The sequence below is a fragment of the Aeribacillus composti genome, from assembly GCF_007827555.1.
In the GTDB taxonomy this organism is placed as follows: Bacteria; Bacillota; Bacilli; order Bacillales; family Aeribacillaceae; genus Aeribacillus; species Aeribacillus composti.
In genome coordinates, this window is record NZ_VISS01000021.1 from 55,015 (window position 1) to 70,977 (window position 15,963).

Annotated in this window: 14 protein-coding genes; 4 read left to right on the top strand and 10 right to left on the bottom strand. The window is 38.9% G+C overall.

The features are described from left to right. Window positions 1–173: 173 nt before the first annotated feature. Complete coding sequence (locus FB379_RS11915) at window positions 174–1,166, bottom strand: Gfo/Idh/MocA family protein (RefSeq protein ID WP_144598071.1); 993 nt, start codon at window positions 1,164–1,166, stop codon at window positions 174–176. Between the two features lie 147 nt (window positions 1,167–1,313). Continuing rightward, window positions 1,314–1,562: a hypothetical protein gene (locus tag FB379_RS11920; RefSeq protein WP_144598072.1), complete on the bottom strand. Its 249-nt coding sequence runs from the start codon at window positions 1,560–1,562 to the stop codon at window positions 1,314–1,316. Between the two features lie 211 nt (window positions 1,563–1,773). Between FB379_RS11920 and FB379_RS11925 the strand changes: the two genes are divergently transcribed. Next, window positions 1,774–2,952 carry an MFS transporter gene (locus FB379_RS11925; protein WP_242009326.1) on the top strand — a complete coding sequence of 393 codons (1,179 nt, stop codon included), beginning with the start codon at window positions 1,774–1,776 and terminating at the stop codon, window positions 2,950–2,952. Window positions 2,953–3,294: 342 nt separating this feature from the next. Continuing rightward, a complete protein-coding gene (locus tag FB379_RS19020; protein WP_277874804.1) occupies window positions 3,295–3,426 on the top strand; it encodes a hypothetical protein in 132 nt (43 codons plus the stop codon). 243 nt (window positions 3,427–3,669) lie between these two features. On the opposite strand, the gene FB379_RS11930 is transcribed toward FB379_RS19020, so the two are convergent. The 4 genes from FB379_RS11930 to FB379_RS11945 form a co-directional block, all read right to left on the bottom strand. Continuing rightward, window positions 3,670–5,109, bottom strand: coding sequence for an NAD-dependent succinate-semialdehyde dehydrogenase (locus tag FB379_RS11930; protein ID WP_066246827.1), 1,440 nt, complete (start codon window positions 5,107–5,109; stop codon window positions 3,670–3,672). Then, window positions 5,106–6,506 (bottom strand): hypothetical protein, encoded by a 1,401-nt coding sequence (locus tag FB379_RS11935; RefSeq protein WP_063389297.1) that lies wholly within the window; start codon window positions 6,504–6,506, stop codon window positions 5,106–5,108. The genes FB379_RS11930 and FB379_RS11935 overlap by 4 nt, the downstream gene beginning before the upstream one ends. A 20-nt stretch (window positions 6,507–6,526) precedes the next feature. After that, window positions 6,527–7,672 carry an iron-containing alcohol dehydrogenase gene (locus FB379_RS11940; RefSeq protein ID WP_144598074.1) on the bottom strand — a complete coding sequence of 382 codons (1,146 nt, stop codon included), beginning with the start codon at window positions 7,670–7,672 and terminating at the stop codon, window positions 6,527–6,529. A 240-nt stretch (window positions 7,673–7,912) separates the two neighbouring features. After that, window positions 7,913–9,505 carry a sigma-54 interaction domain-containing protein gene (locus FB379_RS11945; protein WP_063389275.1) on the bottom strand — a complete coding sequence of 531 codons (1,593 nt, stop codon included), beginning with the start codon at window positions 9,503–9,505 and terminating at the stop codon, window positions 7,913–7,915. A gap of 683 nt (window positions 9,506–10,188) precedes the next feature. Here FB379_RS11945 and FB379_RS11950 point away from each other — a divergent pair. Both FB379_RS11950 and FB379_RS11955 read left to right on the top strand, forming a co-directional pair. Then, complete coding sequence (locus FB379_RS11950) at window positions 10,189–10,827, top strand: Bax inhibitor-1/YccA family protein (RefSeq protein ID WP_144598075.1); 639 nt, start codon at window positions 10,189–10,191, stop codon at window positions 10,825–10,827. Between the two features lie 417 nt (window positions 10,828–11,244). Then, the gene (locus tag FB379_RS11955) at window positions 11,245–11,592 is read left to right on the top strand and encodes a coiled-coil domain-containing protein (RefSeq protein ID WP_144598076.1); all 348 of its coding nucleotides are present in this window, start codon (window positions 11,245–11,247) and stop codon (window positions 11,590–11,592) included. Between the two features lie 150 nt (window positions 11,593–11,742). Here FB379_RS11955 and FB379_RS11960 read toward each other — a convergent pair whose 3' ends face one another. From FB379_RS11960 to FB379_RS11975, 4 genes are all read right to left on the bottom strand, one after another. Beyond that, the gene (locus FB379_RS11960) at window positions 11,743–12,624 is read right to left on the bottom strand and encodes a LysM peptidoglycan-binding domain-containing protein (protein WP_144598077.1); all 882 of its coding nucleotides are present in this window, start codon (window positions 12,622–12,624) and stop codon (window positions 11,743–11,745) included. 639 nt (window positions 12,625–13,263) lie between these two features. Beyond that, entirely contained in the window at window positions 13,264–13,869 is a 606-nt protein-coding gene (locus FB379_RS11965; RefSeq protein WP_144598078.1) for a TetR/AcrR family transcriptional regulator, read from the bottom strand. 312 nt (window positions 13,870–14,181) lie between these two features. Then, complete coding sequence (locus tag FB379_RS11970; RefSeq protein ID WP_242009327.1) at window positions 14,182–14,928, bottom strand: YkgJ family cysteine cluster protein; 747 nt, start codon at window positions 14,926–14,928, stop codon at window positions 14,182–14,184. A gap of 255 nt (window positions 14,929–15,183) precedes the next feature. After that, window positions 15,184–15,771 (bottom strand): TetR/AcrR family transcriptional regulator, encoded by a 588-nt coding sequence (locus FB379_RS11975; protein WP_144598079.1) that lies wholly within the window; start codon window positions 15,769–15,771, stop codon window positions 15,184–15,186. Window positions 15,772–15,963 lie beyond the last annotated feature (192 nt).

Sequence of the window (15,963 nt, forward strand, 5' to 3'; positions counted from 1 at the left end):
GCAGATTTTCGTTTTTTAAATAGTAAGAGAGTTTCAAAAAACTCCCTGCCACCATGCGTTGGGTACAGCCCGACGATAAGGGGAGGTGAATTCACTTCCTGTCCAGTACGCTTTCTATTGGTCAAAATGATAAAAAATAACGGCGAGAACACATGCCCCGCCGTTTTGTCATTTTATTTGAGCGAAATCTTTTTTCCCTGTTTGATCGATTCATAGCAAGCTTCGATTACAGTCATATTTTGGATCATATTTTCGCTTGTGTAGGAAGGATTTTTTCCATGCAGCACCGCATCTGAAAAATGCTCAACTTGAAGAGCGTATTGATCCGCTACAATGCTTTCGATTCTCTGTTCATTTTCTTTTTCAACAATGATTAAGCCTTCTCCTCCTTGGCGGTCAGGTCGATAGGCTCTTGGAACGCGAATAGAACCTTTCGTTCCGACCACTTCATAAACATTTGAAAAACTCGCGTTAAAACTGCAGTCAAAAACGGCTTTGACTCCATTGTCAAGCTCCATATATCCGACAGCCGTCGTATCAACGCGATGAACAGGATCTATTTCAGCATCTACTCTCACTTCAGTCGGTTCGGCTTGAATAATATTTCGAATCGAATGAATACAATAGCAGCCAATATCATAAATACTGCCGCCGCCCATATCAGAATTTAAACGAATATTTTGCGAGGCAGGATCCAAATAAAACGAAAAGTTGGCTCTCATTAATTTCACGTCGCCAATTTCACCTGATGCGATGATATCTCGAACTCTTCGATGCTGTGGGTGAAATTGGTACATAAACGCTTCCATAAACTTCACATTGTTTTTTTCACAAACGGCTGCCGCTTCTTTCGCTTCCTCAGCTGTCAACGTTGCCGGCTTTTCACATAATACATGTTTTCCTGCTTCAGCTGCCTTCACAATCCATTCTTTGTGCAAATGGTTAGGCAGCGGTATGTATACAACATCGATATCTGGATCCTTTAGCAAGTCTTCATAACTTTTATAGGCTTTCGGAATATTTAGTTCATCAGCCACCCCGATCACTTTATCGGATCGGCTTGCTATCGCCGCCACAACAGCATTTTTAGATCTTTGAATCGCAGGAATCAACTGCTTTTTAGCGATTTGTGCTGTGCTTATTATTCCCCAACGAGTTTTTTTCAATTTCTAAATCCCCTCCAGATCAATTTTGAAAAAACATAATCTTGTCAATTATTTTTGAAATTCTTTTGATTTTACATTAATATTTTTTGATTTTGAAAACGCTTTTTTATATTTTACCACATTTTCACACATCGTCCATATAACTTTTCAGCAGCTTCCTCCACAAGAATTCAAACCGCTGCTGCCACCGTCACCAGAACATTGACCGCCTGCCAACTTTTTATGTTTGAAGATGTTTGTTTGTACTTGCAATATTTTTGCCACCGGACCAATTGGAACAATCGTATAAATGTTTTCCCTTGGTTGTGTGAACACATAAGGGAATCGGTGCTCAAATTCCTTCAGCAGCAAATACGGCAAGTCACTCGGTTGCCGAGGGAATGTAGGCTTTGACATTTGCAAGTTTTTGAAAAAGAGGAATGTTGCTAGATTTAAATTTTTGTTTATGATTGAATTTTTGTGTTTTTTTCGACTAGTCGGCCCTTAAAAGTGATTTCGTACAGATTATCGTTCATTGTCATTCGCCTCTACTTCATTCGTTGCATTAGACAGTTTAGCTTATTAGATGTATAGTATATTTGGAAATAATGGAAAGAGGCGAGTCCAATTGGTATACATAAAAATGAACAGTCCAGAATATGTAAAGGCCAGCATAGCTCTTTTTTTCGGCGGGTTTGTCACCTTTTCCATTTTGTATACAACACAGCCTTTACTGCCTGTTTTCTCAAAAGAATTTCATATCTCTGCCGCATCAGCCAGTTTAACCGTATCGGCTTCAACCGGAACACTGGCTTTTATGATGCTGGTAGCTGCTAGTTTGTCAGATGTTCTTGGAAAAAAGAAAATCATGATCATCTCGATGCTGCTTACTTCCATGCTCTCTATGTTTATTGCTTTGAGCCCAAATTTTCCTTTGCTTGTTGTATTCCGAACACTGCTTGGAATTTCTTCAGCAGGCATCCCCTCTCTCGCTATGGCGTATGTAGCAGAAGAGTTTCATCCAACTGCAATTGGCAAAGTGATGGGATTGTATATAAGCGGAACAAGCATCGGCGGAATGGCCGGCCGAATAATCACTGGCTTGTTGACAGATTTTTTTTCATGGAGGACCGCTTTATTTTCCATCGGAGCGCTAGCTCTTATTTTAAGCATCGTCTTTGCTATTATTCTACCGACACCAAAGAATAGCGAAAAAAAGCCGTTTAATATAGAAGCTGTTATAAAAGCATATACTGTACACTTAAAAAATAAGCCGCTTTTATCTCTCATTTTTTTGGGCTTTTTATTTATGGGAAGCTTTGTGACATTATACAATTATATCGGCTATTTACTGAGCGAGCCTCCTTATTCATTCAGCCAATCATTGCTTGGCTTCCTTTTCATCGTCTACATTTTCGGAAGCTTCAGCTCTGTATTTTTAGGCAAAAAAGCTGATGAACACGGCCATTCAGCCACGCTAATTTTTGCCGTCGCTTTGACTATTGCCGGAGCCATATTGACTCTTTTTCCGCCAGTATTGGTGAAAATTATCGGCATTTCACTATTTACATATGGTTTTTTCGGCTGTCATTCCATTGCCAGCGCTTGGATTGGAGAACGGGCGGATAAGAATAAAGCTCAAGCATCTTCTTTATATCTTTTATTCTATTATTTGGGATCAAGCTTAGTTGGTACATTTGGGGGCTATTTTTGGATTCATTTCCATTGGGCGGGAGTCATCTTGTTTATCACGGCTTTATTGCTATCAAGCGTACCTTTTATTCGGTATGCTGAGAAACGTCTTTAACCGTCAGAAAGTATAATAGATTAGTGCAGAAAAAAACGCTTAGCCTGTCGGAAGAGCTGAGCGTTTTTTTAAGAAAAAATTTATGGTGTTCGGATTATCGTGCAAATTCCCATAAAAATTAGAGATGGATCAGCATGTCATAAGCAGAAAATTGCATGGAATTCCTGTAAACTGTCCACTGTTTTACACTGCTCATTTCACGTAAACCCCTCAAAAAATGCCACTTTTCAAAATAAAAATTGGCAACCTTCATCTTTAAAAAAGATCCAGAAAATAACATCTTTTTCTATTGACTTTTACGTTGCGTAACACCATATAGTTGCTAACGCAGAGATGTAATAAGTGACAATGAAGGTAAAAGAAGCAGGGGCTTTTCAAATAATCAAAATTTGCAAGGTGGAAGCAATGAAAATAGTCATCGAAATTACAATCGAACAATATGAAATTGTTCGATTTCTTTCAAATCTTGCTTGATATATAAAACTTGTAGCAATTGATATGTGGAACTCTTATAAACTGTCAATTGTGATAGCTAAAATTCATATTGTTAAGTCAGCAAACAAAACCTGATAGAAAATTCGGAAGGCTGTCAGTTAAAATGGATTAGTCAATGAATGAGTTTATGAAAAAGTGTTAGATTACGATTTTTCTATTGTAGCTAAAAGCATGGAAGAGGGTGTTTTTACCCTCTTTCCACACTTTTTTGGATATCCAAAATTATATTAATTGAAGAGAAACGAACTTAATTTCTAGGAATTCGTCCAGCCCGTAGTGGCTTCCTTCTCTTCCAAGGCCGCTCTCTTTCATTCCGCCAAAAGGTGCTTGGGCGACAGACGGAAGGCCGTCATTGATTCCGACAATGCCGTATTCTAGATTTTCAGAAAACCAAACAGCCTTTTTGAGAGATTGGGTGTAAACATACGCAGCCAAACCAAATGGTGTACCATTTGCACGTTGGATAACTTCTTCATCATCTGAATATGTGCTGACCGGTGCCAATGGACCAAATGTTTCTTCCTGCATGCACAACATATCATCTGTTACATCAGAGATTACAACCGGCTTCATAAAATATCCTTTGTCCATATTCACGGAAGGTCCTTCATGGAGTTTCGCGCCTTTTTCGACTGCATCTTCTAATTGATGTTGAACTTTTTTGACTGCATTTTCGTCAATAAGCGGTCCAATGTCTACCTTCTCGTCAAGGCCATTCCCTACTTGCAGTGTTAAAACAGCCTCATGAAATGCTTTTAAAAACGGCTCCTTAATTGACTCATGGACATAAATCCGGTTGGCGCATACACACGTTTGACCGGCATTTCTGAATTTTGATTGCACAACGCCCTTTACAGCTTCTTGAATATTTGCATCTTCTGTTATGATAAAAGGTGCCAATCCTCCAAGTTCAAGCGATACTTTTTTTACGGTATCCGCTGCTTTTCTCATTAACAGCTTTCCAACTGGAGTAGACCCTGTAAAAGTAACCTTCTTAACGCGTGAATCTTCCATCCAAACATCAACGACTTCAGCTGGTTTTTCAGTCGTTATAACATTGATGACACCTGCTGGAAAACCTGCTTCATGAGCACATTCTGCTAATAAAAGTGCTGTAAGCGGTGTTTGTTCAGCCGGTTTTATGACAACTGTGCATCCAGCTGCAAGGGCAGGGGCGACTTTCCGTGTGATCATCGCCGCCGGAAAGTTCCAAGGAGTTATGGCAGCAACGACTCCAACAGGTTGTTTTTGAACGATAATTCTCTTCGAATGAACAGATGCCGGAATCGTTTCGCCATAAATCCGTTTCGCTTCTTCTGCAAACCATTTCACAAAGCTGTTTGCATATTGTATTTCGCCTTTCGCCTCGGCGAGCGGTTTTCCCTGCTCGATTGTCATCGTGGATGCCAACACTTCCAGCCGATCATTTATGAGCTTATACCATTTTTCCAGCAATTCTGCTCGTTCATAGGCTGTCGTTTTTGACCAAGTTTTAAAAGCTTCGTGAGCTGCATCGACAGCCAGCTTTGCTTCCTTGGCGGTTCCGTTCGGCACATAACCAACTGTTTCAAAAGTGGCAGGGTTTTGAACGGCAAAATTGTCATCCAACTGAACAAATTCTCCGTTAAGATACAGCCCTTTTGTCAATGGTTGTTCTTTCATACTGCTTGAATCTCCTCTCTTTCTTTTTCTTCATTCGAGTGGTGCGTAAATATGCGGTCGTTTTCTCCGCGCAGAAAATCTTTCCCATACAGCAGGATGCATAAAAGGATGCCGGCAGCAAAAGCCATTGTTGCTCCTTTTATGACGAGGATTGCACCAACAATCCCCGCAATTCCAAGATCACGCTGGCTGCGGGACTGCATGACACCGATACGAACGCTTACATAACCTTGCACCAACAATGTCAAAGCTAAAGCTACCCCAAGTATCGGTTGTACTAAACTTACTATAGGCAGCAAAAATAATCCAGTATTTGTACCCCAACGGAACGATCCTGCTCCGCCGAAAAACGAATGCATCGCTTCTTTACCTTTTTTAAACCGCTCAATCACGACCACTTGCATGGCAGCCCACATCGGACCGCACATCGTAATATCAGGGCCGATCATGCTCATCAGAATGTTTCGGCCACCAAATATTAAGTGGGCGCGGTTCGGATTGTAATCAACTTTTTCATCCGTACGTATGACATCAGATTCAGAAAGGAGAGCTTTCGTTTTCAGCACATCTCCAAACACAACTAAATACGTTGCAAAAACAGCAGGAACTGCCTTCACGAAAAACGATAACGCAGGGAAGCCCAGGCCAAATACCGTATATTCCGCCCAAAGTGTGGCGAAATCTGGTTTACTGAAACCCCATTGAATGTCCGGCCATTTCGCTTCTCCAACAAGAGGCGCTACAAAAACAGCTAGCAAAATAGCAGGTAAAATCCCTAAATTCCCCAACAAAGCCCAGCCTTTGTTTTTTTGCTTTAATTTTTCGAAATGTTTAGAGAATATTAGATAAAACGCAAAGCCAATGCAAATTGTGATCGTAATCGGGAATAATTCAAACTTTCCTCCGGCTTCAAAAATCGATACGACAGCTCCAATTCCGGCACCCAGTATAATACCTGATTTAATGGCGTCAGGCACTAAACGCACCACTTTGCTGGCAAGTCCCGTTACTCCTAAAATGATGGATAAAATTCCAAGAGTCAACTGAAATGCAATGAGTGCATATATTCGGTCCTCACCTTCAGGAAATTGTTTAACAAACAAAACAATCAATGGAATCGCGGGAGTGACCCAACCTGGAATGACCGGGTCACCAAGCAGATGATGCAGTAAATATAAAAGTCCATTCAATACAACAACAGCGAGAGCCACTTCAAACGGCATCCCTAAATGATCCGCTAAAAGAGTAATAGCCCCAAGGTCTACCGCACACATGAGCAAACCCTGCACATAATCGGGCCATTCAAACCGATAATGAATAAACGGCAGCCGTATTTTAAAGGGACCTGCAGGGATATATGGCGTTTCAGCGCCGTGCGGACGATTTTTCCATTTCATGATCATGATTTTCCCTCCTATCAATAGGCAGCACGGTATATTTGTTCAATATCTTTTTTGCTTAATTTTCGAGGGTTATTGCGCAGAAGCCGCGTTTGCTTTAAAGCTTCCTCAGCCATTTCAGAAATCGCGGATTCCGGAATATTAAATTCACGCAAAGATTGCGGAATTTCCACATAGCGGCATATCCGGATCATCGCTTCAATCGCTGCATCAGCCGCTTGATCATCGTTTAGATGATCTACTTTTTCTCCTAACGCTTCTGCGATATCACGGAATCTTTCTAAACAAGCTATTTTGTTCCATTTCATGACGTATGGAAGCAGCAAGGAGTTGCTTACACCGTGTGCTATATGAAAACGTCCTCCAAGAGGATAAGCGAGAGCGTGCACTGCTCCAACACCTGCATTACCAAAAGCCAATCCCGCCATGAGACTCGCTGTAATCATCGCCTCACGTGATTCGATGTTTTCCGGGTTTGAATACGCTTTCGGTAAATGGGTGGAAATAAGTTTCATAGCACCAATTGCCAGTGCATCCGTAATTGGAGAAGCAAACTTTGAAATATATGCTTCCACAGCATGAACCAATGCATCCACTCCGCTTGCTGCTGTCACGCTAGGAGGGCACGTAATGGTCATGATCGGCGAAACAATTGCGACATCAGGTAATAAGAACGGACTGACAATCCCTTTTTTCACCTGCTCTTTCGTATCCGACAAGATTGAAATATTCGTAACTTCGGAACCTGTTCCGGCAGTTGTCGGAATGGCTATTAAAGGCAGCCCTGGTGATTCCACTAAATTAATTCCAAAGTATTCTTCAATTTTCCCCTTATTCGTCGCCATGACAGAAGCCGCTTTGGCAATATCGATAGCGCTTCCACCGCCGACAGCGATCAGCCCGTCATGATTTCCTACTTTTATCGCTTGAAGACATTGTTCGACAATTTCAATTTCCGGTTCCGGATTTACATCCGAGAATACTCCCGGCTCCATCGGCAATAAATTTTGAACCTGTTTTACTACTCCTGCTTTGATAAGTATCTTATCTGTCACGATAAGTGGATTTTTTATCCCAAGCCGCTTCACTTCTTCAGGGAGTTGATTGAGAGAATCAGTTCCTGTAATTAATTTGTTCGCCATTGAAAATGTAGATATATTCATTTTTTTCCTTCCTCTCCTTTCAAACTAGCGAGAAATGAATTGATTTTCCTGGTGTCACTCAAATATCTATGCAAATTTCGTGCCAACTCGAAAATGATTTGTGTATTTTTTATAAATTTTTTAATATCCGCGAATATTTGTAACAAAATCTTCAATGTTTTTTTAGATCGTTTTTTATTCATTTGCTGATGTAAATCAGGAAAACTTGATTATAAAACGAATCATATCTAGGTTTTTTGATTAGTTTTCTAATCGTATGTGAAATTTTTTCATTTTTTGTACAATGGCACTTTGGCTAATTCCTAAAAATTTCGCTGCGGCTCTAGTCGTACCATGCTTTTTAAGTGCATCGATAATGAGGGAGCGTTCAAGCTCCGCCACAGCTTCCTTTAAAGTTTTAGGCTTTGAAGCCGGGAAAATCTGTTGTATGAAAGGAGGAAGGTCGCCTACATCAATTGTGTCGTGAAAGGTAGTCACAACCAGTCTCTCAACTAAATTCGCAAGCTCCCTTATGTTCCCAGGCCATGAATAGTTTGTCAGCCACTCAATGCATTCCGGGGTCATTTTTTTATTTTCATTATATTTTTTATTAAATTCCTTCAAATACATTTCTAATAAAGGAACAATCTCTTCCTTCCGCTCCCGTAAAGGCGGGACATCAAAGGTGACAATATTCAGTCGATAATATAAATCCTCACGGAACGCCCCTTCCCTTACTAGAGATGCAAGATCTCTATGAGTTGCTGTTATGAGTCGTACATCGACTTCTCTCATTTCAGTAGATCCTACTCTCATAAACCGGTTTTCTTCTACAACCTTTAGCAGCTTAACTTGTAATTCTAACGGCAGGTCTCCAATTTCATCTAAAAATAACGTCCCGCCGTTAGCCTTTTCAAAAATGCCTATTTTCCCTTCTCTCAAGGCTCCTGTGAAAGAACCGGGTTCATAGCCAAAAAGTTCAGCTTCTACTAAATGTTCAGGAATGGCGCCGCAGTTTAATTCCATAAAAATTTTATTGCTTCGGGAGCTTCTCGAATGAATATATTTCGCAATTAAGCTTTTTCCTACGCCGGTTTCTCCCTGCAGCAAAATTTTTGCGTCAGTTTTGGCGACTTTGTTCGCAAGCTGGAAAATTGGAAAAGTAGAAGGACCGATAACAAGATTTTGAAAACCCGTTTGTTCAGGAAAAAGCGAGTTTTGCGAAATTTTTTGATACGAAAGCTTTTGACTGTCCAATTCATGCTTCAAACGAATCAGTTCTGTTATATCTCTTACACTGTTGACGACATACATCACTTCATTGGAAGAAGAAAAAACAGGTGTTGCAGATACAATAATTTTCCTCTCATTGCGAATTGTCTGTATAAGAGTGACCGGCTTTTTCGTTCGAATCGTTTCTAAAGATGCAGATTTGGAAATAATCCCTTGTTCAACCAAATGGCTCATATGCTTCCCTTTCACTTCTTCTTCTTTGATCCCGGTAATCCGTTCATAAGCTTTATTGATAAACAGCGTAATCCCTGAACCGTCTGTTATATAGACACCGTCATATAATGAGTTAAGAACGATCCGGCACAATTTGCTCTGAAAAAAAGATTGGAATTGAGAGTAAGAGATCGAATGCTGCTCAAGACTTTGTACAGGAGCATTCGTTAAAATAAAATGACGAATCGGTTTTGTTAATTCTCCTTGCTGAACGGCTCCAAATAGCGACTCAAGTGTTAAATAGCCTGCAAATTCACCGGATTCGTTAAATACTTCCACTTCATTAACGCCAATAGGAAAAATTGAAATCGCTTCCTCAACCGACATATCGGGACGAAAGCTAGTCATAAAATTCCCTCCTAATGCCACTTTGCAACTGTTTACATTGATTAGTTTTAGTATAAACGATTAGAAAAATGATTGGTTGTTTTCTGACTTAGCAAAAAGTGCAAGTACCTTCCAACTTCTAGCATAAAGGCGTTTTATGCTGTTGCGGCAACGGTTTGATTTCGAGGGCTAATCGCTGGGGCCAGCGTTTCGAAAAAGTTTCCGCAGCTTAAGTTTCTAGATAAAAAATTAAAAAACGTGCAGGTTTAATTGGTGCACGCTTTTATGCAATTCAACAGATCATGACAGGAAGGCTGAACAAAAGGCAAAAGCAGAAATCAGCCTTTTGTGCAATTACACAGATCAAAACAGTTTCTTAAAATATTAGAACCTTTCCTTGATTCGAAAAGCATCAGCAGAGACTTGCCGCTAAATCGTGTGAATGGCTCGATTCCATTTTCCAATATTGACATTTGCAAGCTCACGATGCTTTTCTACCAGAAAGGTTGAGTCCAGTAGAATAGTTGATTTCTAACTTCCCGCTTCTAAAGGATGCAAAAAAAAATGAACATTGTTTAAACAAAATCGAATTTGCAAAGACTTGAATTAAAAAAAATGAATCCTTGCATAAAGTTAATCGTAAATTATATCAAAAGAATAAAACATTAACCGTCATATCGAAGATCAAATTTGCGGGGGAAACTATGTATACACACGCTACGAATAGAAGACAAATGCCCAGTGTTTTAAAGTCGTTTGCCGTTTCTTTGGCTATCGCCATGCTAGGAATGGCAGCGGGAATATATGTGCCGCCATCACTGTTTTTGCCTCTTGCCATAATTGAACTTGGCATGATTATTTTTGCATTCTTTTTGCGCAGAAAAAAAGCTATTTCTTATACATTTCTATATAGTTTTACGTTTATTTCAGGGATTACAGCCTATCCAATGATCTCGCATTATGTTTCAACAATCGGCGCGCACGCGGTCATAATGGCACTAGCCGCCACAACCGCTGTTTTTAGTGGATTAGCTGTATATGCAACTGCAACAAAACGAGATTTCTCATTTCTTGGCGGAATGTTATTTTCTGCCCTGCTCGCTTTTCTGATCATTTATGTTCTTAATCTTTTTTGGCCGTTGAACTCAGGCGGCATGCTCGCATTTTCCTTCATAGGAGTATTAATTTTCAGCGGCTACGTATTATATGACTTTAATCGAATGAAGCATTACGGTGTTCATCCAGAAGAAGTGCCGTTAATAGCCCTAAATCTATATTTAGACTTCATCAACCTGTTCATTCAAATTTTACGAATCTTTGGCATTCTTTCTTCAAAAGATTGAAGGAGAGCTAAAAAAAGAAAGCTGCTTGCAAAAATTTCGGATATTTAAAAATTTGTAGAACCGGCGCAATTTTTATTTCAGAATCATCTAGTGCCGGTTCTTCTTTTCACTCGTTAGGAAAGCTTTTGCGGTTCCTTTTTTTTCATTTTACTTTTGCTTGCTGCTCTCCTTTTTTGTCCTTGCAACAAGCCTAATATTTCAGCATGTTTGTTCTTTTTGCCCGGCGTTTCACTGCAATCTTCAAACGCGTTTGCCCTGTACGGCTGACGGTTACGTGCAGCTGAATTTTGCTGTAATCAACTCTTTTTGACAAATACCCGATTTGAGTATTTTCCAGAATTATTCCAACTTACATTTTTACCTGTAATCTTTTATAATAAAAAATATAGTTAAAAGAAAGGAGGCAGCCCTTTTAATATGGAAGACGTTGCATTAAAAACAATTTTGCAGGCGCTGAAAGAGCATTCTGAGCACATTGACTCAAGATTTGATCATCTTGAAAAAAGAATGGATGGCTTAGAGGCAAAAATGGACAAACTGGAATCTAGAATGGACAAACTGGAATCTAGAATGGACAAATTGGAATCAAGAATGGATAAACTGGAAAACGATTTGCAATCTTTTAGAAAAAACGTGGATGAACGCTTTACACGCTTAGAGAAAAAATTGGAAGGGATTCGCGCTGAATTAACAGACGCACAAGAAACCCTCGACTTCGTGTCCAGCAAAACATTGAAGCATGAAAAAAAGCTTAGACAATTATAGCTTAAGTTCTCATCTTCCAAAAATCGCTGCAATATTTTTTCCTTTCCTATTCACCTTCAGTTTCTGCATCTTTAGCCTTTTTGACAAAACGTAATAATCAAAAAATAAAAAGGGCGCCAAAAAGAAGCTTTCGGCACCCGTATTATCTAGTTATTTAATTGTTACTTTTACTTGCTTACGTCCGAATTGGATCGCATCTTGTTCAGTAGGCATATGGATATCAATTTTTTTGCCGCGGATTGCACTGCCCGTATCAGCAGCAGTATATGTCCCGTATCCTTCTATATATACTTTGCTTCCTAACGGTATAACACTTGGATCTACAGATACAACTTTTGAGTCTTTTGTTAATACAGTTCCATTTGCTGTTTTATTTCCTACTAAAGAATATGCGGTAGCTTCCATTGTAATCGTTCCGCCAGCATCTTTCGCTCCGTTATCTTCTTGAGCTTTCGTTGCAGTTTCTCTCGCTTGAACTTCTTGCTTGCTGACAGTTTGATTAGAGCTGTTTTCCTCTTTAGGTGAAGAAGACGTTGCTTCTTCTTTTTTTAAACTCTTTTCATTCGCAGCATATGTACTGGTTTTATTTGCAGATGCTGTGTTTTTATCATTCGTCGTTGTTTCTTGCTGTGCGACTGGTTTGTTCACTTTCTTTTCTACTGTACGTTCCTCTTTCGCTGCTTGATCAATTATTAAAACATCACCAGCAAAAATTAAATCGGATGTTAAGTTATTCGCAGATTTTAGTGACGAAACGGTCACACCGAATTGATCAGCAATACTGCTTAACGTATCTCCAGATTTGATTGTATATTTTATTTTTTCACTTACGACTAATTCTTGATTTGGATAAATTGTTTCAGTCGTTAAGCCGTTCCATTCTTTTATATCTGCCACTGATACATTATATTCTTTAGAGATTTCCCAAAGAGAATCACCTTGTTTTACCTTATATGTTTCAGCAGAAGCTTGACCTACAAATGGAAGCGAAGTCGCTACTGCAGCTGTAAAAGCAATGATTGTTTTTTTCATGATGAAAAATCCCTCCTTTTCCCTACAACGACATCATAGCAATTTTATGTAACAATAGCTTTGCAAAAAGATATTAAATAGATAACAGTTGCTTTTCAAAGAAGAAAAAACTGTAAAATTCCATACTAATATTTAGGAATTTTTCAATTCAGTTACTGTTACGCCAGTGCATAATTCCTTCTCTTCTGATTGCTCAGGCAAAATATAAGCCTTGCCAAATTTTCGCTTAAACCTCGCTTCACTGCTATACCATCCAGTCCTCAAATAAATTTGTCGTGTTATATATGGAGGGATTTTCAGACATGAATTGATAGCTTATCATTCTTGATCTACATTGCTTGGACAGTCGATCTTTATCCAAACCGATCTATATGTCGCACGAAAAAGTATAAAATCTCGAAAACCAATCGTTATACACCATTCTAGAAAAACAAGGAGACGGTGCTCAGACCAACCGACTCAGTGCCATTATCATGGATATCTCTGGTAAAATAACGAAAGACATGAACCTCCATTTTTGCTAGGAGATTCATGTCTATTTCAAAAGGCCGATTTCCCCTTCCTTGACTTCAAAGTTAAATCCCTTTAATGCCGTTTTCGCTTGTTTTGGGTATGTGTAGGTTAATTGTTTGATCTCAATCATTCCTCCACCAATCCTTTCGCCAGCCATTTCGCTTGAAGCACTAACGCTTCGGCAAACTTCTCCCCTATCTCATCGCGGTACAAAAGCTGCAAAAAGAAGCTGCGTATGACCGCGACGATTGTACGTGGGTTTTCTTTTACCATAACTCCTTCGGCTTGCCATTTTTCAATAAGAGGCACAAGTGCATCTTCATCCTCTGTCGTATGCTGGTCAACATATTCCGGCGGTAACTTCCGCATTAAAAGTTCATATTCTTTTCGATCAATCATCAAGCGCAAAATCGGTTCTTGTTCGATCAACTTTACAGCTTGTACTAACAAATCTGCCAATCGTTCTTGCGTTAACGGCTTCTCTGTCCACTCAACTAGAAGCATTTCTCTTAATTTTCGTTCCTCCATTTGAAACACTTCATAAAGCAACGCTTCTTTGGAGGGGAAAAATAAATAAAACGCTCCTTGTGAAATGCCAGCAGCTTCAGTCAAAGCCGCAACAGTTGTTTTTTGTATCCCGTATTGACGAAACATTGTTTTGGCTGCTTCTAATAATGTTTGACGTATCGTTTCCTTTTCTTCCTCACGAAATTTACGTGGGCATCGAATCACCTTCTTTATGTTTATATGAATATTTTTATTTTATATTCACAGAAAGTGTGAAAAAAATCAAGAAAAATCTTTCTTCAAGAATGGGGCTGTCTAATAAGCGTTTTTTCGGCTTATTGATGGCCCCCTTTTATGTTTTAGAAACGTTGATATATCATCGATGTTTATGATTTTTTGTTTTCAATAGGGATTTGACTTTCTGGACAGCTCCTTCTGTTTTTTTACCATATTTACTAAATTCTATTTCATTTTTTCACCAAAGCATGAAGAAAATTCTCTTAAACCTGAATTTGTCCAAAATCTGACTTCTTTTTTTCAAGACTTATTGCACAGCTCTTCTTTTAACAGCTTCGGTAAATAATCGATATGAAATACATCATCTGGAAAGGTGATTCCTAAGTCTTCATCTTCATATAAAAACTCTTGAAGCACCTCATTTAATGCCGTCATATAAAATTCATGCAAAAATTCGTAGCTGAAGGTTTCCCGAGGCATTAAAGATTGCGCACACACATTCGGATGGCAATAATTTAAATACGTGCGGCACGGAGTCGGTCTGACCTCGTAAACTTTGCAAGTATTGGACGACCGATCTAAAAATGGACAGCTCACTTGTTCAGAAATGTACTTGAATTTAAATTGAGGATCTTCATGAAAATCGATGGAGCATACTTTTTCCAGTTGCTCCTTGTTCGATTCAAAATAATTGAACAAATGTCCAAGAATATCCTGTTTTTGTTCTTCTGGCAGGCTTTGAATATATTGCAAAATTAATTTGGCTTCCAAGCGCGTGGTGATAATCGGAAAATAACAACAATAAGCACAGCCTTTAAAACAGGAAGGTTGTATATTCACTTTTGTTTCAATTTCTTTAATTTGGGAATCTATTAATTTTAAAAGTGCTGTAAATGTTTCTAGAATAATTTCGGAAGCACTTTCGTTTTCTGAGTTTTCTAAAATATGATCAATCGTGTCATAAAACAGCTGCTCATCCGGAATATAATGTATATTAATTGTTTCACAGATTTTCAACATGTCTTCGTAGGTTAATCGATTATCCAAAAGACGTCGACTCCTTGCAACAATGTCTTTTCAATATCGTAAATCATCGCCTGCAAAAAATCCATCAGGTACATCTTTTAAAATTTCAGCCACCAAAATGCACCTTTAGCCGTCAAACCGCTTCCAATCAGCCGCTTTCTACAAATGATTCGATAATTTTAACATTCGTTACAGTCCCAGTTTGTCTCAAGTACATTCAGGTGCTGAGCGCTGGAATATGTCTAGTTTCAGGAGATCATACCCAAAAGACTTTCCTTATTTTAAATATTTTAAAATTAGCTCATAGCAAGTTTTCTTATAAAACTCATGAAGGTGATCTTCATCAAGCATTAACCACTGAATGAGACATCCATCGATGATCGAGCGAATCATTTTGGAAGCTGTATCGACATCAATGTCAGCTGAAAACGTTCCTTCCTCTTGACCAAGAGCAACAATGTCGCGGCCGATTTTCCAGCAGTTTTCGTAAAACTTGAGATTTATAAGCCGATATTGCGGATTTCGGCTCGCTTGTGCCATAAAATCAAGATACACTTTGTAAAATTTTTTATTCTTTTTTGGATCGATAAAAACAGAATGGATATAAGCCTCTAATTTATTTATCGCTGCTGTGTGCTTACTAACCGCTTTATACTCTTGTTGATAAATGCGATCCGTCACCCATTCCAGCAAGCTTAAAAAAACGTCCTCCTTATTTTCAAAGTAATAATTCGTAACCCCTTTGCTTACACCTGCATAATCAGCAATATCCTGCAATGTTACCGTTTCGTACCCTTTATCTGAAACAGCTTGAAAAGCAGCCCTTAAAATTTGTTCTCGCCTTTCTTCTGCTTTTTTCTTCATAAAAACACCCCTCGAACTTCGGTCATAACGCTATTATACATGAATTTTTGACGATAAAAATATTTTGACCGGTCAGAATAATTTTGTTATCGTAAAACATTAGCATTGCATAAATATAGTTAGAATTTTCTGTTAATTAATTTTTGTGAATTTGTGCCAAAAAGACAAAACCTAAAGAAAGGTGGCACTGCC

Bases quoted from the DNA above. Each gene is read 5' to 3' on its own strand.
- FB379_RS11920 (WP_144598072.1), bottom strand. From the start codon at position 1,562: ATGTCAAAGCCTACATTCCCTCGGCAACCGAGTGACTTGCCGTATTTG.
- FB379_RS11930 (WP_066246827.1), bottom strand. From the start codon at position 5,109: ATGAAAGAACAACCATTGACAAAAGGGCTGTATCTTAACGGAGAATTT.
- FB379_RS11935 (WP_063389297.1), bottom strand. From the start codon at position 6,506: ATGAAATGGAAAAATCGTCCGCACGGCGCTGAAACGCCATATATCCCT.
- FB379_RS11940 (WP_144598074.1), bottom strand. From the start codon at position 7,672: ATGAATATATCTACATTTTCAATGGCGAACAAATTAATTACAGGAACT.
- FB379_RS11945 (WP_063389275.1), bottom strand. From the start codon at position 9,505: ATGACTAGCTTTCGTCCCGATATGTCGGTTGAGGAAGCGATTTCAATT.
- FB379_RS11950 (WP_144598075.1), top strand. From the start codon at position 10,189: ATGTATACACACGCTACGAATAGAAGACAAATGCCCAGTGTTTTAAAG.
- FB379_RS11955 (WP_144598076.1), top strand. From the start codon at position 11,245: ATGGAAGACGTTGCATTAAAAACAATTTTGCAGGCGCTGAAAGAGCAT.
- FB379_RS11960 (WP_144598077.1), bottom strand. From the start codon at position 12,624: ATGAAAAAAACAATCATTGCTTTTACAGCTGCAGTAGCGACTTCGCTT.
- FB379_RS11975 (WP_144598079.1), bottom strand. From the start codon at position 15,771: ATGAAGAAAAAAGCAGAAGAAAGGCGAGAACAAATTTTAAGGGCTGCT.